This window comes from Pseudomonas sp. NFACC14 (assembly GCF_900106885.1).
Taxonomy (GTDB): Bacteria; Pseudomonadota; Gammaproteobacteria; order Pseudomonadales; family Pseudomonadaceae; genus Aquipseudomonas; species Aquipseudomonas fluorescens_AA.
Map to the genome: position 1 here is coordinate 35,748 of NZ_FNOA01000004.1, position 20,418 is coordinate 56,165.

Annotated in this window: 18 protein-coding genes; 13 read left to right on the forward strand and 5 right to left on the reverse strand. The window is 59.7% G+C overall.

From position 1 onward, the window contains the following. Positions 1 to 72: 72 nt before the first annotated feature. The gene (locus BLU85_RS08805) at positions 73 to 2,445 is read left to right on the forward strand and encodes a phosphoketolase family protein (RefSeq protein ID WP_092197872.1); all 2,373 of its coding nucleotides are present in this window, start codon (positions 73 to 75) and stop codon (positions 2,443 to 2,445) included. Positions 2,446 to 2,785: 340 nt separating this feature from the next. Here the strand turns inward: BLU85_RS08805 and BLU85_RS08810 are convergent, their stop codons facing one another. Then, positions 2,786 to 3,325: an Hsp20/alpha crystallin family protein gene (locus BLU85_RS08810; RefSeq protein WP_092197874.1), complete on the reverse strand. Its 540-nt coding sequence runs from the start codon at positions 3,323 to 3,325 to the stop codon at positions 2,786 to 2,788. 378 nt (positions 3,326 to 3,703) lie between these two features. After that, positions 3,704 to 4,456 carry a fumarate/nitrate reduction transcriptional regulator Fnr gene (fnr, locus tag BLU85_RS08820; protein WP_092197878.1) on the reverse strand — a complete coding sequence of 251 codons (753 nt, stop codon included), beginning with the start codon at positions 4,454 to 4,456 and terminating at the stop codon, positions 3,704 to 3,706. Between the two features lie 278 nt (positions 4,457 to 4,734). On the opposite strand from fnr, the gene BLU85_RS08825 reads away from it, so the two are divergent. Next, on the forward strand, positions 4,735 to 4,995 hold the full coding sequence (locus tag BLU85_RS08825; protein WP_092197880.1) for an Lpp/OprI family alanine-zipper lipoprotein: 261 nt from the start codon (positions 4,735 to 4,737) through the stop codon (positions 4,993 to 4,995). A 78-nt stretch (positions 4,996 to 5,073) separates the two neighbouring features. Here the strand turns inward: BLU85_RS08825 and BLU85_RS08830 are convergent, their stop codons facing one another. Both BLU85_RS08830 and BLU85_RS08835 read right to left on the reverse strand, forming a co-directional pair. Further along, the gene (locus BLU85_RS08830) at positions 5,074 to 6,417 is read right to left on the reverse strand and encodes an OprD family porin (RefSeq protein ID WP_092197882.1); all 1,344 of its coding nucleotides are present in this window, start codon (positions 6,415 to 6,417) and stop codon (positions 5,074 to 5,076) included. Between the two features lie 221 nt (positions 6,418 to 6,638). Continuing rightward, positions 6,639 to 7,547 (reverse strand): LysR family transcriptional regulator, encoded by a 909-nt coding sequence (locus BLU85_RS08835; protein ID WP_092197884.1) that lies wholly within the window; start codon positions 7,545 to 7,547, stop codon positions 6,639 to 6,641. Positions 7,548 to 7,778: 231 nt separating this feature from the next. On the opposite strand from BLU85_RS08835, the gene BLU85_RS08840 reads away from it, so the two are divergent. The 10 genes from BLU85_RS08840 (at position 7,779) to BLU85_RS08885 (ending at position 18,436) form a co-directional block, all read left to right on the forward strand. Further along, positions 7,779 to 8,723: a LysR family transcriptional regulator gene (locus BLU85_RS08840; protein WP_256573224.1), complete on the forward strand. Its 945-nt coding sequence runs from the start codon at positions 7,779 to 7,781 to the stop codon at positions 8,721 to 8,723. A 744-nt stretch (positions 8,724 to 9,467) separates the two neighbouring features. Next, positions 9,468 to 9,989: a DJ-1/PfpI family protein gene (locus BLU85_RS08845; protein WP_170847556.1), complete on the forward strand. Its 522-nt coding sequence runs from the start codon at positions 9,468 to 9,470 to the stop codon at positions 9,987 to 9,989. A 64-nt stretch (positions 9,990 to 10,053) separates the two neighbouring features. Next, complete coding sequence (locus BLU85_RS08850) at positions 10,054 to 10,806, forward strand: SDR family oxidoreductase (RefSeq protein WP_092197893.1); 753 nt, start codon at positions 10,054 to 10,056, stop codon at positions 10,804 to 10,806. Between the two features lie 56 nt (positions 10,807 to 10,862). Beyond that, positions 10,863 to 11,879, forward strand: a complete 1,017-nt coding sequence (locus BLU85_RS08855; RefSeq protein ID WP_092197896.1) for an alpha/beta hydrolase — start codon at positions 10,863 to 10,865, stop codon at positions 11,877 to 11,879. Between the two features lie 159 nt (positions 11,880 to 12,038). Then, on the forward strand, positions 12,039 to 12,770 hold the full coding sequence (locus BLU85_RS08860; protein WP_092197899.1) for a GntR family transcriptional regulator: 732 nt from the start codon (positions 12,039 to 12,041) through the stop codon (positions 12,768 to 12,770). A gap of 123 nt (positions 12,771 to 12,893) precedes the next feature. Continuing rightward, complete coding sequence (locus BLU85_RS08865) at positions 12,894 to 14,183, forward strand: MFS transporter (RefSeq protein WP_092197902.1); 1,290 nt, start codon at positions 12,894 to 12,896, stop codon at positions 14,181 to 14,183. 28 nt (positions 14,184 to 14,211) lie between these two features. After that, the gene (locus BLU85_RS08870) at positions 14,212 to 15,042 is read left to right on the forward strand and encodes an amidohydrolase family protein (protein WP_092197905.1); all 831 of its coding nucleotides are present in this window, start codon (positions 14,212 to 14,214) and stop codon (positions 15,040 to 15,042) included. 110 nt (positions 15,043 to 15,152) lie between these two features. Beyond that, the gene (locus BLU85_RS08875; protein ID WP_092197908.1) at positions 15,153 to 17,336 is read left to right on the forward strand and encodes a PAS domain-containing sensor histidine kinase; all 2,184 of its coding nucleotides are present in this window, start codon (positions 15,153 to 15,155) and stop codon (positions 17,334 to 17,336) included. Further along, positions 17,333 to 17,734: a response regulator gene (locus BLU85_RS08880; RefSeq protein ID WP_092197911.1), complete on the forward strand. Its 402-nt coding sequence runs from the start codon at positions 17,333 to 17,335 to the stop codon at positions 17,732 to 17,734. The genes BLU85_RS08875 and BLU85_RS08880 overlap by 4 nt, the downstream gene beginning before the upstream one ends. A gap of 258 nt (positions 17,735 to 17,992) precedes the next feature. Beyond that, on the forward strand, positions 17,993 to 18,436 hold the full coding sequence (locus tag BLU85_RS08885) for an HIT family protein (protein ID WP_092197914.1): 444 nt from the start codon (positions 17,993 to 17,995) through the stop codon (positions 18,434 to 18,436). A 35-nt stretch (positions 18,437 to 18,471) separates the two neighbouring features. Here BLU85_RS08885 and BLU85_RS08890 read toward each other — a convergent pair whose 3' ends face one another. Further along, on the reverse strand, positions 18,472 to 19,329 hold the full coding sequence (locus tag BLU85_RS08890) for a LysR substrate-binding domain-containing protein (RefSeq protein ID WP_092197917.1): 858 nt from the start codon (positions 19,327 to 19,329) through the stop codon (positions 18,472 to 18,474). Positions 19,330 to 19,571: 242 nt separating this feature from the next. Here BLU85_RS08890 and BLU85_RS08895 point away from each other — a divergent pair, with 242 nt between their 5' ends. Next, on the forward strand, positions 19,572 to 20,414 hold the full coding sequence (locus BLU85_RS08895; protein WP_092197920.1) for a transporter substrate-binding domain-containing protein: 843 nt from the start codon (positions 19,572 to 19,574) through the stop codon (positions 20,412 to 20,414). Positions 20,415 to 20,418: the final 4 nt, after the last annotated feature.

The following is a 20,418-nucleotide window of genomic DNA, read 5'->3' on the forward strand; positions in this document are numbered from 1 at the left end:
AAGTGACCCGCCAATGGAATCAGCCCAGGGCACGGGCTCTACCAGCCAATCCTGTTTTTTGCGGAGGACGTGATGAGCGATTTTCTCAGCCCTGACCAGCTGGAAGGCATTGACGCCTACTGGCGTGCGTCCAATTACCTGGCTGTGGGGCAGATCTACCTCAAGGACAACCCGTTGCTGCGCAAACCGCTGCAACGCGATCATGTCAAGCCGCGATTGCTGGGCCACTGGGGTACGACGCCGGGGCTGAACCTGATTTACGTGCACCTCAATCACCTGATCAAGGCCCGTGACTTGAACATGATCCTGATCACCGGCCCCGGTCATGGCGGCCCCGCCATTGTCGCCCAGAGTTACCTGGAGGGCAGCTTCACCCAGTGTTACCCCTCGGTGGAGCAGAATGAAAACGGAATGTTGCGCCTGTTCCGGCAATTTTCCTGGCCTTATGGCTTATCCAGCCATGTCTCTGCGCAGATTCCCGGCTCCATCCATGAAGGTGGGGAGTTGGGTTATTCCCTGGCCCATGCCTATGGCGCAGTGTTCGACAACCCTGACCTGATCGTGGCTTGCGTCATCGGCGACGGTGAGGCCGAAACCGGCACGTTGGCGGCGAGCTGGCACTCCAACAAATTCCTCAACCCCAGGCGTGACGGTGCCGTACTGCCCATTCTTCATCTCAACGGTTTCAAGATCGCCAACCCCACGCTGCTTTCGCGCATCAGTGAAGACGAGCTGTCGGCCCTGATGTATGGCTACGGCTACGATCCTTATTTTGTCGAAGGCGACGATCCGCAAGCGGTGCACCAACAGCTGGCCAGGACCCTGGACGGCATGTTGCTCAAGATTCGCGAAATCCAGCGCATGGCCCGCACGGATTCGTCGGAACGTACCCTGGAACGCCAGCTCTGGCCGATGCTGGTGCTGCGCACGCCCAAGGGTTGGACCGGTCCTAAATTCGTCGATGGCCAGCAGGTTGAGGGCACCTGGCGGGCCCACCAGGTGCCGCTGAGCCACTTCGAGCTGCCCCTGCATTTGACGCAACTGGAACAGTGGCTCCAGAGTTACCGACCGCGGGAATTGTTCGACGACAACGGTGCGTTGTTGCCGGATATTGCCGCGTTGGCCCCGACGGGACATCGGCGCTTGGGCGCCAATCCCCATGCCAATGGTGGCGTGCTCCTCAAACCCTTGGAATTGCCGCGGTTTACCGATTACGCCGTGCAATTCTGCGCGCCCGGCAGCGTGCAGGCAGAGGCTACCCGGGTATTGGGTGGTTTCGTGCGTGATGTGATGAAGCACAACCTGCGGGCAGGCAATTTCCGTCTGTTCGGCCCCGATGAAACCGCCTCCAATCGCCTTGATGCGGTGTACGAGGTCAGTGGCAAAACCTGGATGGCGGCCCTGGAGGCAAGCGATACGAACTTGGCATGCGATGGCCGGGTGATGGAAATCCTCAGCGAGCAAGTGTGCGAAGGCTGGCTGGAGGGGTATTTGCTGACTGGTCGACATGGGCTATTTTCCTGCTATGAGGCATTCATCCATATCGTCGATTCGATGTTCAATCAGCACGCCAAATGGCTCAAGACCGCAGCCCAGATCCCGTGGCGCGCGTCGATTGCTTCGCTCAATTACCTGCTCACGTCCCATGTCTGGCGCCAGGACCACAATGGCCTTTCCCACCAGGACCCGGGGTTCATCGACCTGGTGGCGAACAAGAGCGCCGATGTGGTGCGCATCTACCTGCCAGCAGACGCCAATTGCCTGCTGTCCGTTGCCGATCACTGCCTCAAGAGTCGCGATTACATCAATGTGATCGTGGCCGGCAAGCAGCCGGAATGGCAGTGGTTGGACATCGATTCGGCCGTTCGGCATTGCTCGATCGGGATCGGCCGCTGGGCCTTTGCCTGCAACAACGACGAAGACCCGGACGTGGTGCTGGCCTGTGCCGGTGACGTGCCGACGTTGGAAACCCTGGCCGCTGTCACGCTGCTACGTGAATACGTACCCGACCTGCGCGTGCGGGTAGTGAATGTCGTGGACCTGATGGCCCTGCAACCGCCGCAACAGCATGCCCACGGGTTGCCGGACGCCGAGTTCGATGGGTTGTTTACCGTGGACAAGCCAGTGATTTTCGCCTTCCACGGCTATCCGTCGCTGATCCATCGGCTGGTCTACAAGCGTCGCGGCCACGATAACTTTCATGTCCGCGGTTTCATGGGGGAGGGCGCCACCACTACGCCGTTCGACATGGCGGTCATCAACCACCTGGACCGCTACCAACTGGCGCTCGATGTCATCCAGCGTGTGCCAAGGTTGCAGCCGCTGGTGGACAGCGCTCGGGATCGCTACTGGGCAACCATGGAAAAGCACCAGCTGTACCTCATCGAGCATGGGCAGGACATACCCGAAGTCTTGAATTGGCGCTGGACGCCGACGCCGCTATGACGGCCAACATGCCTCATGGCATCGACGTTGCGCCGTGGCGTTCGAGCCCGACTTGGAAGACCCATCATGAGCCGGTGCCCACAGCCTGTTGCTGATTCTCAACCTGGCACAACGTCATTCGCCCTGCATCACACCGCAGCCCTGGCGGCGGCCCGTGGGGTGCACTTGCATGTCACCGCCTCGATACCTCGCTGGACATTCTTTCGCTGCTTGAAGCTGAATGACCGGATCATCCGCCAGGCAATGGGGCTGGCAGCTTCAACGACGCATTCGGCCTGAAATAAGCACAGGCAAGAAAAGCCCCTCGTCGTTGGCCGGCGAGGGGCAGGGTTCAAAGCGATCAATCGGCCTTGATTGACACGACCTTTTCCGCTTTCAGTGCTTCCGGTTTTTTAGGCAGTGTCAGCGTCAGCACGCCTTTGCTGAACTGGGCTTCGATCTTGTCGCTGTCGACGCTTTTTGGCAGGTTGAACACGCGTTCGAAGGAGCCATAATGGCGCTCGGACAGGTGATAACCCTTTCTTTTTTCTTCCTTGGTGTCTTTTTTCTCCCCCTTGATGATCAGGTTGCCGTTGGCCAGACGGATTTCGATTTCTTTCTGATCCATGCCGGGCAACTCGGCGGTGAGTTCAAAGCCCTCTTCCTTCTCGCTGATGTCAACGGCCGGCAGGCTGCTGGTGAAGAACTCGCTACGCCAGAAGGGTTCGACATCGAACAATCCGCGACTGAAGGGCGAAAGCCCTGTGCCCCGGTTGAAGTCATCGAACAGGCGATCCACCTGCTGGCGGAGCTTTTCAAATGGATGCCTGAGCTGAGTCTTGGCGGGATGCGGAGCATTTTCTTCGGTTTTGACCGGCATTTTTTTCACTGAATTGGACATTTGATTTTCCTCTTTGGTGATGTCCGGGCGGGTACTTGGCCTGATGACCAGGTACCGGAGCCACCCAGATCACCAGCAGCAGGCTCCAGCCCAAACCATTGACGACCCGTCCCGTCATGGCCCGTTGAGCGAGCGATCGGCAAACCCAGCGACAGGCGTCTGGCCTCGACCTTTCGCAAGCTGTCGGCCGAAGGGTGAGGTGTGACGGTCGGGATGACCGGTTTTGTACCTTGCAGGTGCGTTGCCATGATCAAGGCCTCCATGAGACGGGAGGTTCGGTAACCTTCGTCGATGCAAAGGTTCGAACGCTGAGTCTTAATTTCGGCTTGGAGGCGTTGAGTGGTATTGATGTAGATCAGATGTCATGCAGAGCAGGTATCACCGTTCCGAATGACGATGACAACCGGCGAATTTTTGCTTGAGACCAGGCAAATCCAGAATCGTGACATTGCGCCCATGCATGTCCACCAGCTCCTCCTGGCGCAGGTGGGCGATTCCCCGACAGATGGTCTCCAGGCGCAGGCCCAGGTAGGAGCCGATGGCTTCGCGGCTCATGCGCAGCACAAATTTCCTGGAGGAATAACCTCGCATGTTGAGCCGCTGGGATAGGTTCAATAGAAACGCCGCCAGGCGTTCGTCGGCGTTCATGTTGCCGAGCATCAACAGCATGCTGTGGTCGCGCACGATTTCCTGGCTCAGGAGTTTGTTCAGGTTGTGCTGCAACGACGGCAAGTCGTGGGCCAGTTTTTCCAGGCGGTTGAAAGGCAGCGGGCAGACTTCGCTGTCTTCCAGGGCAATGGCATTACAGGCGTAGTGATCGGTACTGATAGCGTCCAGGCCAAGCATTTCGCCTTGCATCTGGAAACCAGTGACCTGTTCGCGACCGTCTACCGAAAGGACGCTGGTCTTGAAGAAGCCCAATCTCACTGCATACAGCGAGCGCAGTGGGTCGCCGGTGCGATACAGCGCTGCGCCTTTCTTGACCTTCACCTGCCGGGTGATCAGCCTGTCGAGGCGCTCGACTTCACCCCCCGTCAGGCCAATGGGCAGGCACAGTTCAAGCTCGCTGCAGTTCGAGCAAGGGGTCTTGAGAGCATGCACCCCCAGGAGTCGGGGTTCGGACTCGTCCATGGGGAAAAACTCCTTTAGTAGGAGAGCAAGCATAGAAGAACAACTCGTCCATTCCTGTTTTTTGTCGCCTAAAGCGATACCGATTGTCGATTGGCGCAGTGGGGGCGCAATGGATGGGTTGCATACCTTCACTATCGGTCTACAGGACGAAGTGAACCCATGTGCGGCGTTGGACGAGCCATACAGTTGACAAAGATCAGAGTGGGCAAGGGGGGGTGTCAGATACTCAAGCCAGTTGTTAGACGTTTTTCCTGCAGCGCTTGACCGAGGAAATAACCATGGCCCTGAATAGATATTTGCCTGTCGTATTAATGATTTTTTTTCTGGCAACCACCGCCGGGTGCAGCAATAAGCTTGCCCAGGAAGTGGAGGCCCGACTGGAATCGGCGGAAAATAACGCCGCAACGGCAAGGCTCAGGGCGGATGAGGCCTACAGGAAGGCTGAGCAGGCGCAGATAATGGCCGAGCAGGCGCAACGTACCGCCGAAGAGGCGAGCATACGTGCCACTCGGATGACCGAGAAGGCCTCGCGCAAGTAATTCGCGGATGTACGGAACATGGGCAAGAGGCTGGCGCTGAGCGGGTTCGTCGACCTTCGGTTTCCTGACGTGCGAGGGTCAGAGCGGCCCCAGCTTGAGCGGGTACTCTATGACGATATACAGCCGGTCGATGTCGTCTCCGGCCTGGGCGCTGTTGGCGCGATGGGTGACATGGGACAGTTGCAACGACAGGTCCTTGGCCGGACCTGACTGCACGATGTAGTGCAGGTCCAGGTCGCGCTCCCAGTGGCGTCCGCCAGCACCTTGTTGCGGACTGTAAGTGCCGGTATCGCTATCGAACGGGTTGTAGGCACCGCCTTGGGGGGCATGGCTGCCGTCGATCCCGCGTCCGGTCACATAGCGGGCCATGAAACTCAAGCCAGGGATGCCCAAGGTGCCCAGGTCGAGGTCGTAGCGCGCTTGCCATGAGCGCTCGCCCGGGCCGTTGAAGTCGGCATATTTGATCGAATTGGCCAGGTAGATGGAATCGCCGCCGACGAAATCGAAGGGCGTGTCGCCGTTGATTTTCTGATAGGCCAGGGTGAACGCCTGGGCATTGAGCCGGTACTTGCCACTCAGGCTATAGGCCGTGGTGTCGATGGCCCCGGCGTTGGCCTTGCCGTAGTCGCGGGTGTGGTACAGGTTGCCGTCAAGGAACAGTTCGCCAAGGGTGGCATGCAGGTTGGCATAGTACTGGCGCCAGGTATCGCTCAGTTCGGAGGCGTAGAGCGCGCCGCCCAGGGCTTGCCCGGTAAACAGGTCGGCGCCGATGAAGTCGATGGCGCTGTTGCGCGTCGTCGCGCCATACCCGGAAAAATCACCCTTGCTGGTCGAGGCGTCCTGATTCTTGAACGCACTGAAGTGACCCGCCTGCAGGTCGAGCCCGTTGAATTCGCGGCTGGAGAGCAGCAGGCCGCTGGCGTATTCGGGTTGCAGGCGCTTGTCTGCGGTATCGAATACCGGGCTCTGCACGGTCATTTCGCCGACCGCCAGGGTGGTGCGTGAGGTGTTGAATTTCAGCGCGCCGCCCGCACTGGAGTAATGCTCCTCGCTTCGCCCATCCTCATCCAGCGGCAATAAGCCCGTTCCGGAATGCCCCTTGCCGCCGTCCAGTTTCAACCCCAGGAACCCGTGGGCATCGATGCCTACGCCGATCGTGCCGGGGGTGAAGCCGGACTCGAACGAGGCGATGAAGCCCTGGGCCCATTCCTGTTTGTAGCTTTTGCCTGCCGGGGTCGGGGCGCGATAGTCATTGTTGAGGTAGAAGTTGCGGCTGAGGACTTGCAACGTCGCCCCGTCGAGAAAGCCGGGTGTGCTTTGCGCGAGTTCCGCTGCCATCGCCGGTGCGGCGCTGCCTGTGAGCAGGGCAAGCAGCCAGAGTGGCTTCAGGGCGGCGGTTGAGTGATGGGGTGCAGGCAACATGCTTCATTTCCATGTGAAATTGGGCGGGCGAAGGGGCGGTACTACCCGTAGCCAGCAGGGAAATGTCCGGCGCACCGCAAGATGGGCCGGCAGCTCCCCGCTTGAGAAAACAGGTCTTGGCAGAGGGCTTCATTCTTGGGCGCGGGGCGCGAGCGTGCGAGTTAAACGTTGTTAATTGCGCTCAGGTGCGGCACCGGACGCTGCACTCACTCAGCACAGGGCTACAAAGGTTCCTTCAACAGCATTTCACACCGGTCCTTCAAGTAGGCGTACAGCGTGCGTATGGCGGGAGTGAATTGCTTTCGATGGGGGCAAACGAAGTTGAGAGGATAAGGCTCGCCCGCGACGTCAGGCAGCAAGACCTCCAGCCTTCCAGCCCGTACGTCCTCGCAAATGTCCAGCCACGATTTGTACAGGATGCCTTCTCCCGCGATCGCACATCGTCGAATGACATCCGCATCGTCACTCAGCACTGGACCGTTGATGATGATGCAATCGCTCTGCGGCTCTTTGGGGAATATCCACCGGTCGTACAGCTTGCCGTTCAAATGAAAACGCAGGCAAGCGTGCCCGATTAAATCCTGCACGGTCTCAGGCCGTCCATGCTCATCCAGATAGGCAGGTGAGGCTGCAACTACCCGGCGGTTGACGGGTACCAGCGGCATGGAGATGAAGTCCGCATTCTGTAGGGTGCCATAGCGGACCGCGACGTCTATCGGATCGCGGAATATGTCCGAAACCTGGTCTGAAAGCATGATTCGAAGAACCAGGCCAGGGTTGTCCCGCCGGAAATCGATCAGCCAGGGCAGCAGGACATTTCTTCCGAAGTCCGAGGCGCTGGCGATTTGCAAGACCCCACGCAGTTGCGGGTCGCTTTGCTGCAGTCCCGCTTTTCCCTCATTCAGCGTATTCAAAACGTCCCGGGCATAGGGCAGGTAGCGTTCCCCCTCAGCGGTGAGTCGAAGGCTGCGAGTGGACCGGGCAAACAAGCGTGTATCGAGCTCGCACTCCAGGCGCTTGATGGCGGCGCTTATTTGCGCAGGAAACAAATCCATTTCCCGTGCCACGACCGAAAAACTGTCAACGGTCGCCGCTCGCACAAAAATGGCGAGGTCATTAATTCTTATCATTTCCCGAGCACCCTTTGCCTGGTATCCACAGAGGCGCTTTCAGACCCGCAAAGACGGCATGGCGCACGGCGACAACATAGGGATTTACGCAGGTCGTTGAAACCTGCTTCAACGGAAAATCAGACGTGCCGCAATGGCACAAATGGGTGGGAGTCGTGTTTCGAAGGCTTCCCAGCGACCAGTTTGATAATGGGGCGTTGCAATGCGTATTCTTGTTCCATGAAAGCACAAATGGGTCTAGACCGATTGACCGGTCTCATAGCGTTTGCACGCACGGCATCCCTGGGTAGCTACTCGGCTGCTGCCCGGGATCTCTCCGTATCGCCTTCGGCCGTCAGTAAAAGTGTCCAACGATTGGAGGAACACTTTGGACTGCGGCTTTTCAGTCGCACCACCCGTGCATTGGTCCTGACACCGGAAGGGCGCGAGCTCTACGAGCGTGCCTTGCGTGTGATTCGCGAAGTGGAACAGATCGAGCAGGCCGCCGTTGCAGCGCGAGGAGAACCGTCCGGGACGTTAAAGGTGACTGCGCCCCTGCCCATCGGTGTCAACATCCTCGCGCCAGCGCTCCCGGCGTTCCGTGAACGCTACCCTGAACTGACGGTGGACTTGCGTTTAGGCGATCAATTTGCAGACATCATCGAACAGGGCATCGACGTAGCGATTCGCGTCGGAAACCTGGCTGATTCAAGGCTTGTTTCCAGGCCGCTCGGTCCTCATCGAATCTGCACCTTCGCTTCGCCAGCGTACCTTGCCAGGAAAGGCATGCCGCGCAGCATCGACGATCTGGTCAATCACGACTGCGTCAACTTCCGCTATCAAAGCACTGGGCAGGCCCTGCGCTGGCCGTTTCAGGTAGGGGAGCGCGTGGTGGAGATTACGCCCAACGCCAGCATGATCATTGATGTCAGCGATGCTGTCGCCGTGGTGCTCGCGGCAGGCGCAGGCATAGGCATTTCTCCGACCTACGTGGCTGCACCTTATGTCCAGCGGGGCGAACTGGTCCCCGTATTCCCGGAATTCGCCGTGGACAGGTTCACCATTACCGCTCTCTGGCCAGAGAGCCGACGGGGCAGTCCGAACGTCAAGGCATTTTTGGAATTCCTGCAGGAGATATTCCCTGCACCCACGCCTTGGGATTCGCTGATCGAAGTGGTCAGGGATGTTCATCGCTAGCGTTGCCTTACGGCTAACTGTTTGCCAAGGCAGGTTGACCAGAGATGTTCAGTTTGGCCCTCGCTGCAGCAGATCAACGAAGCGTTTCGCTGGATGAGGCAGCGAAACAAGACTTGTATCTGCTCACTGCGATAATGACGGTGCCGGTCCTCTTCGTTCACCCAAATGCCTGAAATCGACCACTGGAAGACCTCTTGTTCCCGGCACGTCAGCGCGTAATCAAGACATCCGGGAAGAAGTGCAATATGTGCCAGGGCTGCTTGGATTTCTGGACAAGACAGCGGGGGGAGAATAGGGAAGCGAATACTGATTTGATTGTAACTGTATAAGGTCCGATGCCTCGCCATGGTCCTGTCCATTTAACACCCCGCAGGCGTAATGTAGTTGATTGGAACGGCGCCGCTGGTTGAAAAAAACCGGTTATATATAAGGCGTCGTGCGCGACTCACTGCGCGGCTTGATCATATTTGCTTGATCGCCGGAAAAGGAATAGGCCGAGAGGTTTAACACTTGCACAAAATTTGCGTAAGTAACATCAGGCCCTGGCAGTCTTGGGTTGGAACCATTTAAACCACTACGGTTTAGCTCCTAAGCCCTTGGGCGACTGTATTTTAAAAGTCCTCTGGTCAATGCTCTTTCAACCCCGGCAGTCGGCGCAGTGGCTGAAAGGGGCAGCGTTACCCGATGCCTACGTGCTTCTTAAGTGGCACGCCCAGTCAGGGCTGCGTTTGCAAGGACACCATGATGAAAAGTTTAGCCATTATTGTCCCGCCACAGCGGCTTGACGTCGCGATGTTGGTGACCTGTATGGGGGTGTGGCGTAAGGAATATGACCTCAGAATTTTTTCTGCCGACACTTGCCGTGTCGGTGTAATGACATTCGATGATGTTAAAGCCGAGGATCTGGAAGAGCTGCACAGCGAATGTTTCGATGCGGTGGCGGTCATGGATGGGGTCGGTACAAAAGACTACCTGTGGGACGATATAAAAGTCATCGCTGAACTTCAACGTTTCGACAAGGCGCGCAAGTTAATTGCGGGGCTAGGGCTGGGCGCCATTGTTCTCGCTCAATCGGGTGTTCTGGTTGGTAAACAGGCCGCAGGCGGTGAGTCGGTCGAGTTGATGGTTAAGTTGGCAAGTTATGGGGCGATTTTCGTCCCTGATGATGTCGTGATGTTGAAGTGGATCATTACCGGTAGCGGAAAAGACGTTGAAGCATTTGCCCAGGCAGTATCCAGTTGGCTACGCAACCGATCAGGTAACTAGTGAGGTTATTCGAAGCAGATTGGCAAGTTGCTCAATCTGATAACCCGTGCATGAGGAAAATCAAATGAAATCCATTCTTTCGACAAACATAAGCGGAGCGGGCGACTTGACGGGTAAGAGTATCGTCATATTTGGCGGCACCTCCGGGATCGGTCTGGCTGCTGCCATCCAGGCGAAACAATCTGGAGGCAAGGTCCGTGTAGTGGGCCTGGACGCCGTCCGCGCGCAAAAGATTGCTGCGCAGCATGGTTTTGAAAGCTGGCGGGTTGCGGACGTCACCCAAAGTGAAACCCTGTATGACGCTTTGTCGGATATCGAAAAAGTGGACCACCTGGTGCTCCTGGCCGGAACCTTTGTGGCTGGCAAGACCCTGGATGCGGACATTGCCTACCTGCGTCGCGCCTTTGACGAGCGAATCTGGGCCGCGATCCATGTCTTGAGGGCCCTGGGGGATCGCCTCTCCCGGGATGGTTCGGTGACCTTCATTTCCGGTTCTCTGGCGGATCGCCCGAATGCCTACGGTACCGCCGTGCTTGCCGCCGCATCTGCCGCCATGGAAGCCCTTGCCCGTGGTCTCGCCCTCGAGCTGGCGCCTGTCCGCGTCAATACGCTGTCACCCGGTCCGATCGATACCCCCATCCTCGCTAAGGCCATGGGGGACGCGCGCGATGGCTTCGTTGCTGCACTTGAGCGGACCCTGCCGCTGCATCGCCTGGGGACCGCTGACGAAGCAGGTGCGGCGGTGGTGTTCCTGATGAGCAACGGCTTCATGAACGGCGCCACGATCAATGTCGACGGTGGAGCTCGCCTGGTTTGAGTCAGGGAAGGCCACCTCAATCGCTTCACATAAAACCCATCGCTCCAGGAGCAAACATGAAACATCTATCGAAAGCTGTGCCCGCAATGATCGCGCTGTCTGTGGGGGCAACCATGGCTGCCGCGAATCCGGTACCTGAGCATCAGACCCAGGCGTTCTTGAGCGCGTTGGCGGCAGGGGGTGGCAAACCTCTCGAGCAGTTGAGCCCGCAGGAGGCGCGTGCGGTCCTGACCGGCGCCCAGAAGTCGGTTCAGGTCGATATGTCGGGCATCGAGGTCAGTGACAAAACGATCATGGCCGACGGCAAGGCGATCAAGTTGACGGTTGTACGGCCGCAGAAGGTCAAGGGGCCGCTGCCCGTGTTCATGTTTTTTCATGGCGGTGGTTGGGTGTTGGGGGATTACCCGACCCATGCCCGATTGATTCGCGACCTGGTCGTCGCTTCGGGCGCCGTCGCGGTGTATGTCGATTACACGCCGTCTCCCGAAGCCCATTACCCTACCGCGATAAACCAAGCCTACGCCGCGACCAAATGGGTCGCCGAGCATGGTCAGGAGATCAACGTGGATGGCAAGCGATTGGCCGTGGCCGGCAATAGCGTCGGCGGCAATATGGCGGCGGTCGTGAGCCTGATGGCGAAGGAAAAAGCCACGCCGAAGCTTCGCTTCCAACTGCTGCTGTGGCCGGTAACCGACTCGAGCTTCGATACCGATTCATACCGGCAATTCGCCGAAGGGCACTTCCTCACCAGGAACATGATGACTTGGTTCTGGGATAGCTACACGGCAGACCCGAACGAGCGTGCGCAGATTCATGCCTCGCCACTCAAGGCAAGCCTCGATCAGTTGGAAGGGCTGCCACCGGCCCTCGTGCAAACCGCAGGGCTCGATGTTCTGCGGGATGAGGGCGAAGCCTATGCCCGCAAGCTCGATGCTGCCGGCGTGGAGGTGACGGCGGTTCGTTACAACGGAATGATTCATGACTATGGCTTGCTCAATCCGCTGAGCCAGGTACCGGAAGTGAAGGCCGCGATGAGGCAGGCCGGGGCTGAGCTCAAGGCTCATCTCAACTGAGTTGGCCGCACGCCGCCCGGCAGATTGCGGGCGGCTGCGTAGTTGGATTCACCATTCGTCAACGAGACACCCTGGCACTTCTTGACAGCCATCGAGCCTGGGTAAATACTCGTCGCTCATATTCATATATATGACTAGATAACAAGGTGAATAAGGTCAATGAGCTCTCTCTCCAGCGATGTCCGTCTGCCGCTTTACCAACGTTTGCGTGACCAATTGGCTGAGCAGATCGCCAATAACCGCTGGCGCCCGGGGGAGGCGATTCCGACCGAGGCCGCCCTTTCAGCGGAGTACCAGTTGTCGACCGGCACAGTGCGCAAGGCCATCGATGCGCTGGTCAGCGAGGGCATCCTGGAGCGCCAGCAGGGGCGCGGTACTTTCATTCGCCGGCCGCAGTTTCAGTCGTCGTTGTTCCGTTTCTTCCGTTTTCAAAGCGCTTCTGGTGAACGCCGAGTCCCCGAGAGCCGGATCTTGTCCGTGGAACCGGTGGCCGCGCCATCGGCGGTGGCCCAGGCGCTGGGGTTGCCGGTGGATGCGCCGGTGATTCGCCTGGTGCGGGTGCGTCTGCTGGAAGTGGAGCCGGTGCTCGCCGAAGAAATCTGGTTGCCCCGTAGCCGCTTCCAAACCTTGCTCGACATCGACCTGAGCCAAAAGGGCCCGTTGCTTTACCCCATTTATGAAGAGGTTTGCGGCCAGGTTGTCGCCTATGCCGAAGAAACCCTCACCGCCGAATCGGTGAATGAGGTGCACGCAAGATTGCTGCAGGTGCCGGTCAACAGCCCGGTGGTGGTGATCGAGCGCCTGGCACGGGATTACGCCGGCAATCCCCTGGAGTGGCGACGCTCCCGCGGGCATGCCGAGCACTTCCGCTACCGCGTGGAAATTCGCTGACCCGATCCGGCTAGCGGCGAGTCGATCGCCGCTGTCCTTACCGTTTTGTTTGTCATGACTGGCCCTGTAGCGGCGCGGTTCGCTCTCGGCTGCCTTTCGTTCCACTTACAAGGATAAGAAATCATGTTCAGTTGGTATCGCCAAGTCACTGCGCGGGAGCGCAAAACGTTTTGGGCCTGTTTCGGCGGATGGTCGCTCGACGCCTTGGAAGTACAGATGTTCGGCCTGGCGATACCGGCATTGATCGCCGCGTTCGCCCTGACCAAGGGCGATGCCGGGCTGGTCAGCGGCGTGACCCTGGTCACTTCGGCCATCGGCGGCTGGGTCGGCGGGACGCTGTCGGACCGCTACGGTCGGGTGCGCACGTTGCAATGGATGATCATGTGGTTTTCATTCTTCACCTTCTTGTCGGCGTTCGTCACGGGCTTCCACCAGCTGTTGATCGTCAAGGCGTTGCAAGGCTTCGGGATTGGCGGGGAATGGGCCGCCGGCGCGGTATTGATGGCCGAGACCATCAACCCCAAGTACCGTGGCAAGGTCATGGGTACGGTGCAAAGCGCCTGGGCGGTGGGTTGGGGGCTGGCGGTCGGCGTCTTTACCTTGATCTATTCCCTCGTGCCGCAGGACATGGCCTGGCGGGTGATGTTCGTCGTGGGCCTGCTGCCGTCGTTCCTGATCATCTGGGTGCGACGCAACGTTGAAGAGCCCGACAGTTTCCAGCGCCTGAAAAAAGACAACGTCATCCCGCAAAGTTTCTTCAAGTCCCTGGCCGGTATCTTTCGCCCCGAGTTGATCCGCGTGACCTTGTTTGGCGGGTTGCTGGGGCTAGGGGCGCACGGTGGTTACCATGCCGTGATGACCTGGCTGCCGACCTTCCTCAAGACCGAGCGCAACCTGTCGGTGCTCAACTCCGGCGGCTACCTGGCGGTGATCATCTTCGCCTTCTGGTGCGGCTGCGTAGTCAGTGGCCTGTTGATCGATCGCATTGGACGTCGGAAGAACATCGTGTTGTTCGCGCTGTGCTGCGTGGTCACCGTGCAGTGCTATGTGTTCCTGCCGTTGACCAACACCCAGATGTTGTTCCTGGGGTTCCCGCTCGGCTTCTTCGCGGCCGGTATTCCGGCGAGCCTCGGGGCGTTTTTCAACGAGCTGTACCCGGCGGATGTGCGCGGCGCCGGTGTGGGGTTCTGCTACAACTTCGGCCGGGTGCTCTCGTCGGTGTTCCCGTTCCTGGTCGGCCACATGAGCGATTCCATGTCCTTGGGCTCGGCCATTGGCATCGACGCCGGGATTGCCTACGGCGTGGCGGTGATCGCGGCGCTGTGCCTGCCGGAAACCCGCGGCCGCAGCCTGGAAGCCACCGCTGCATCGGCGCCTGTGGTTGAGCCTGACAGCCAGAGCGCCCGGGCCTGATTTCCCTTATTGTCGATAGATGAAACCCATGGTTGATACCTGTACCAAACCGATGACCGGCATTGACTGCCACGCCCACGTGTTCACTCGTGAGCTGGAACTGGCCGCTGTCCGGCGCTACACACCCGACTATGACGCCACGCTCGCTCAATACCTGGGCCACTTGCACACCCATGGCTTGAGCCATGGCGTGTTGGTGCAGCCGAGCTTTCTCGGCACCGATAACCGCTACCTGCTGGCCGCGCTACGGCAAGCACCGGAGCAGTTGCGCGGGGTCGTGGTGGTGGAGCGAGACGTCAGCCGCGCCGAGCTGGAGGACATGGCCCGGTCGGGCGTGGTCGGTGTGCGCTTGAACCTGATGGGCAAAGCCTTGCCTGATTTTCGTGACATCGCCTGGAGCGGCTTGTTGGGCCACATCGCGGAACTCGATTGGCATGTCGAGTTGCATGCCAATCTGGTGGACTTGCCGGGGTTGATGGCTCAGCTGTTGCCGTTGGGCATCAAGTTGGTGGTCGATCATTTCGGCCGCCCGGATGCGCGTTCGGGGCTGGATCAGCCTGGCTTCGCCCAATTGATGGCGCTGGGGCAGGGCGGGCAGGTGTGGATGAAGGTGTCCGGTATCTATCGATTGGGCGCAACGGCCCCGCGCAACCTTGAATTCGCCCGCGCCTCGTTGGCGCTGCTGGAACGCAGTTTCGGCCCCGAACGCCTGGTCTGGGGCAGCGATTGGCCACACACTCAGCATGAAGCGCATGTCGGCTTCGAGACGGTCATCGCGCAATTGCGCGCGTTGGAGTGTTCGGCGTCGCTGATGCATGCGTTAATGGTCCAGACACCCCAGGCGCTCTTCAAGTTTTGAGGCGCGGAGGTTGTGGTGTCGAGTTTTGCTGAACTCGTTCGATGAATAGGGATCTAGACTCCATTGATGCCCCTGCGAAAGGTTTCAGCCAGGCGGTTTGAGGATGACAGATGTCGAACATTGAAGAGCTACCCACGCAAACCCATGCGCCGAGCGAATACGAAAGCTTGATCGCAATGGGGACGAGCGCGCTCGATGCCATTCCAGGTGCGGTGTACCTCTGCGATCACCAGGGGTGGCTTGTCCGGTACAACAGCGAGGCGGCCGAGCTGTGGGGAAGGGCGCCGGCACTCGGTGAGCGCGGCGACCGTTTTTGCGGTGCCTATCGATTGTTCCTGGCCGATGGCACGCCGCTGGCATTCGAACACTGCCCGACGGCTACGGCGCTCAATACAGGCATTGCGCCGCGCAACCAGGAAGTGATCATCCAACGCCCGGATGGCTCGCGGTTCGTGGCGCTGATGAACATCCGCGCCCTCAGGGATCGGCGGGGCGTCATTCAAGGGGTGATCAACTGCTTCCAGGATGTTTCGGCGCACCATGCCATGGCCGAGGAGCTTCGGCGCAAGAGTGCCGACCTGGAAGACTTTTTCGAAAACAGCGCCGTGGGCCTGCATATCGTCAGTGGCGAGGGCATCATCCTGCGTGCCAACAAGGCGGAGCTGGCGCTGCTGGGTTATCCGGCAGAGGAATACATCGGGCGGCACATCACCGAGTTTCATGTCGACGAACCGGTTATCGGCGACATCCTCGCCAAGCTGGGCAGTGGCGACTGCCTGGAGAGTTATCCGGCGCGGCTGAGGGCGAAAGACGGCTCGATCAAGCATGTCACCATCACTTCGAACGGGCGCTTCGAGGACGGAAGGCTTTTCAACACCCGTTGCTTCACGATTGACAGGAGCTGTGTCCATGCGGCCGAGGTGGCGCGCCAGGAGAGCGATGAGCGGCTTTCGGCGACCTATGAGGCGGTGACCATCGGGATTTCCGAGGTCGATATCGACGGTCGCTTGCTCCGGGTGAACGACGCCCTGTGCAACATGCTGGGTCGGTCGCGGGAGGAGCTCCTGTCGATGACGTTCCTGGACTACACCCACCCGGACTGCATCGCGCAGGATGCGGGGTTGTACGCCCGCCAGGTGGCTGGCGAACTGGATAACTACGTGCTGCGCAAGCGCGCCCTGAAGCCCGATGGCGAGGTGGTCTACCTCGACATCCACAGCTCGTCGGTGAGGGACGCCAACGGTGCGTTTCGTTATGGCGTGCGGGTGCTGCAGGACGTCACGCTGGCGCGGCGGATGGAAAACCAGATCCGCGAAAGCGAACGGCACATGCGCAATCTGCTCGAAGCATTGCCTGCCGCGGTGTACACCACCGACGCCGAGGGTCGCATCACGTTCTACAATCGCGCCGCTGTCGAACTGTCGGGGCGCACCCCGCAGTTGGGCGACATGTGGTGTGTGACCTGGAAGCTGTTCAATACGGACGGAACCGCGCTTCCCCACGATCAATGCCCGATGGCGGTGGCGCTGAAGGAAAACCGGCCGATACGCGGGGTCGAGGCCATCGCGGAGCGGCCGGATGGCAGCCATGTACCGTTCACGCCGTTTCCCACGCCGTTGCATGACGCCGATGGAAACCTGGTGGGCGCCATCAACATGCTGGTCGATATTTCCGAGCGAAAACAGGCGGAGAACCGGCAGAAAACGCTGATCGACGAGCTCAATCACCGGGTCAAGAACACCCTGGCCACGGTGCAATCGCTGGCGGCCCAGACCGCGCGCAATGCAGAGGATGCGAAGGACGGCTACAGGCGTTTCGAAGCCAGGCTGTTGGCATTGTCCCGTGCACATGACCTCTTGACCAAGCGCCATTGGGGGCAGACGCCACTCGACACCCTGGCCCATGAAGTGCTGCTGCCGGTCTTTGGGCATGAGCCTGGCCGTGTCGCGATCGAGGGCGCTTGCGTGGACATCGGCACCCGCGTGGCGCTCAACCTGACGATGACCCTCAATGAATTGGCGATCAACGCGCTCAAGTACGGGGCCATGTCGGTCGAGACGGGGACGCTTGCTGTCACCTGGCACCTGCAGACCCAAGCGGACGGAACATGGCTGACCCTCGACTGGCAGGAGCGTGGAGGGCCGCAGGTATCCCCGCCGGAACGGGAAGGGCTGGGTTCACGCCTGATGAAGCGCTGCATCGAGCGCGACCTGGGTGGCACGTTTGACCTCACCTATGCCCCACAAGGCGTTTACTGTCGCTTTTCGTTCCCGATTGGAGCGAGCGGGGCATGAGCCCATTGGCTGGAATCCGGGTGCTGGTCGTCGAAGACGAAGGCGCGATCGCCCTGTTGATCGAGGAGATGCTGGAAGAATTCGGATGCGAAGTGGTGGCCTCGGTCGCCCGGCTCGCTGCTGCATGTGAAATCGCCGGCTCGGTGCAGGTGGACCTGGCGATCCTGGACGTCAACCTGGCCGGCGAGCGTGTGTTCCCGGTGGCCGACATTCTTCGCGGTCGCCAAATCCCCTTCCTGTTCAGCACCGGATACGGCGCCAGCGGGCTGCCGGCCGAGTACGCCGCGCGGCCGGTTCTGCACAAGCCGTTTTCGGAAAGTGAATTGCAGCGGAAAATTGCCGTTACGCTGAAGGAAGCCCGCGAAAGTGACCCGGCAACCAGCCCTGACGCCCACTGACCCACCGCCATCGAGAGCAAGCTCGCTCCCACAATGGCCGGCGGCGAACCGTGATGGAGTGCCCCCCGCAAATCCCCTGTGGGAGCGAGCTTGCTCGCGATAGCGGTCCGGCATCCAGCACCGATACCAACGGATACGACACCCTCCCCAGCAAGCCCAGCCCTGACGTTCAAGCAGGCCTTTACGAGACGTTGCCACTGGACTGTGCTAAATCTCTTACCGGCAACCCACCTCTCCACACCCATTCAAGGAGTGAACATGAGTCTCCACGGTCACTACGATCCGCAGAACATCTTTGCGCTGATCCTTCGCGGCGATGCGCCGTGCTACAAGATTTACGAAGACGCCGATGTGCTGGCCTTCCTGGATATCTTTCCTCAATCGCGCGGCCATGTGCTGGTCATCCCCAAAGCCTCCCAGGCGCGCAACATCCTCGAAGTCGAGCCCGCTGTCCTGGGCGCGATGATGTCTGCCGTACAGCGCCTGACGCGCATCATCGTGGAAGAGTTGCAGCCGGACGGGGTCCAGGTTGCGCAGTTCAATGGCGCTGTGGCCGGGCAAACGGTCTTTCACATTCACATGCACATCATTCCTCGCTGGGAAGGCGAGGAGCCGGGTGTGCATGGCCGGGGCAAGGCCGATCCCGAGGAGCTGGAAAAACTCCAGGCTCGCCTGGTCGAGCGCATTCGCTCAGGGGCCTGACGCCGGTCAAAGTCCTGCGAAGGGGCACGGGCGTATCAGTTCCCGTGCCCCTGGTTGCTGCGGATCAACTCGTAAGCCCGGCGTACCAATGGGTTGACGGTATTGGGTCGAATCCACAGGTGATAAGTCACGTCCGGGAGCCGCGGTAAACCATCGTTTTCCCCCAACACCCGCATGTCCGGGCCGAGCATTTCCATGCTGCGTGGGGTCACCCCTAGACCCGCGCGGGTCGCGGCCTTGATGCCGATCAGGTTCGAGGCCAGGTAGGCCTGGCGCCAGGGAATCTTGGCGCGTTCGAGCGCCTCGAGGGCATAGCGGCGATAGATGCTGGGCTCATCCACCAGAATCAGCGGCAACGGTTCGCCGGGGTTGTGCAGGTACTGGGCCGAGCAGATCCACCACACCGGCGAGGTGCGCAAGGCGAAGCCTTCAAGGCTCGGATCCTGGCGGGTGGAAATGATCATGTCGACCTTGCCTCGATGCAGGTCGTCCATCAGGAACGGGCTGCGTCCGACATCGATTTCCAGGCGCAAGCGCGGGGCCGAGCGGGCAATGTGACTGAGGATCGGGGGCAGGATGGTGTCGGCGATGTCGTGGGGCGAACCGATGCGCAGCACGCCACTGAGGCTGCTCTCACGCAGGGAGCTGAGGACATCGTCATTGAGCGATAGCATCTGTCGCGCATGCCGCAGCAATTGCCGGCCGGCTTCCGTGAGCTGTTTTTGCCGTCCGCGTTTTTCGAACAGGCTGACCCCGACTTGCTGCTCCAGGCGTTGCATGTGCTGGGTCACTGAAGATTGTGTGCGAGACAATTGGGCGCCGGCTTCGGCAAAGCTGTGGTGATCGACCACGGCGATGAAGGTGCGCAGTAATTCGAGATCGAGGGTCGACATGGCGTTTGTTTCACATCAAGGGTGTAAACCTAAACATTACAGATTTTTATGAGTTGATGGGGGCGTTGCGGCGGGTGCTTGACTGTAGGCCAGTAAAGCAGCGGTTATAAGTTTTTCGCCTGGAAACCAAACCCTGAGAGTTATAACGATATTAGATATTTGAATTTCCTTTGCCTCCAAGTGCTACCTAGGATGCCCACTCATCAGGTCGGGGGACGCCGGCCATCCATGAGGGGAAATCCATGTTGCTCGAGCGCTCACCCGTAAAACGATTGCTGCCTGTCATGCTGGGCGCCTTGATTTCATTGTCAGCCGTCAACATCGCCCAGGCCGATGCCACCCTGGACAAGATCGAACAGCGCCACGAACTGGCGGTGGGTGTGCTGCTGTCCGGTGGCCCGTTCGGCAGCATCGACCCCGCCACCCAGAAACCGCGCGGCTTGAACGTCGAGCTCGCCCAGGAATTGGGCCGGCAACTGGGCGCCGAGGTGCAACTGGTGCCGGTATTGCCCGCCAACCGCGTGCAGTTCTTGCAACAGGGCAAAGTCGATGTGCTGATCGCCAATATGGAATGGACCGCCGAGCGCGGTGAAATCCTCGGGTTCGTACCCACGCCGTTCTACCGCGTCGGCGGCACCGCGGCGGTGCTCAAGGACAGTACGATCAGCCGCTGGGAAGACCTGAAGAATCAACCGGTGTGCACCTCCCAGGGCAGCAGCTACATCAAGCCGCTCACCGAGCTGGGCGTCCAGATCAAGGCTTTCAAGAGCTCCTCGGAATCACTCCTGGCACTGCGTGGCAATAACTGCGTCGCGGCGGTGCACGATGCCACGCTGATCAATCCACTGATTGCCGACAACGCCGAATGGCAGGGTTACCGCGCCCTGAGCCCGGAGCTGAACCCGGCGCCCTCGGTGATCTGGACGCGCAAGGGTGAAAGCGATACCCAGGCCAGGCTCGACCCGATCATCAAGCAATTGCACCGCAGCGGTTGGCTGATCGAGGCCCAGACCCGTAACCGCATCACCCCGGCGTCACCCGCCTTGGTGGAGCTGCAGAAACAGTTCCAGGCCAACGGCGCCTGAGGAT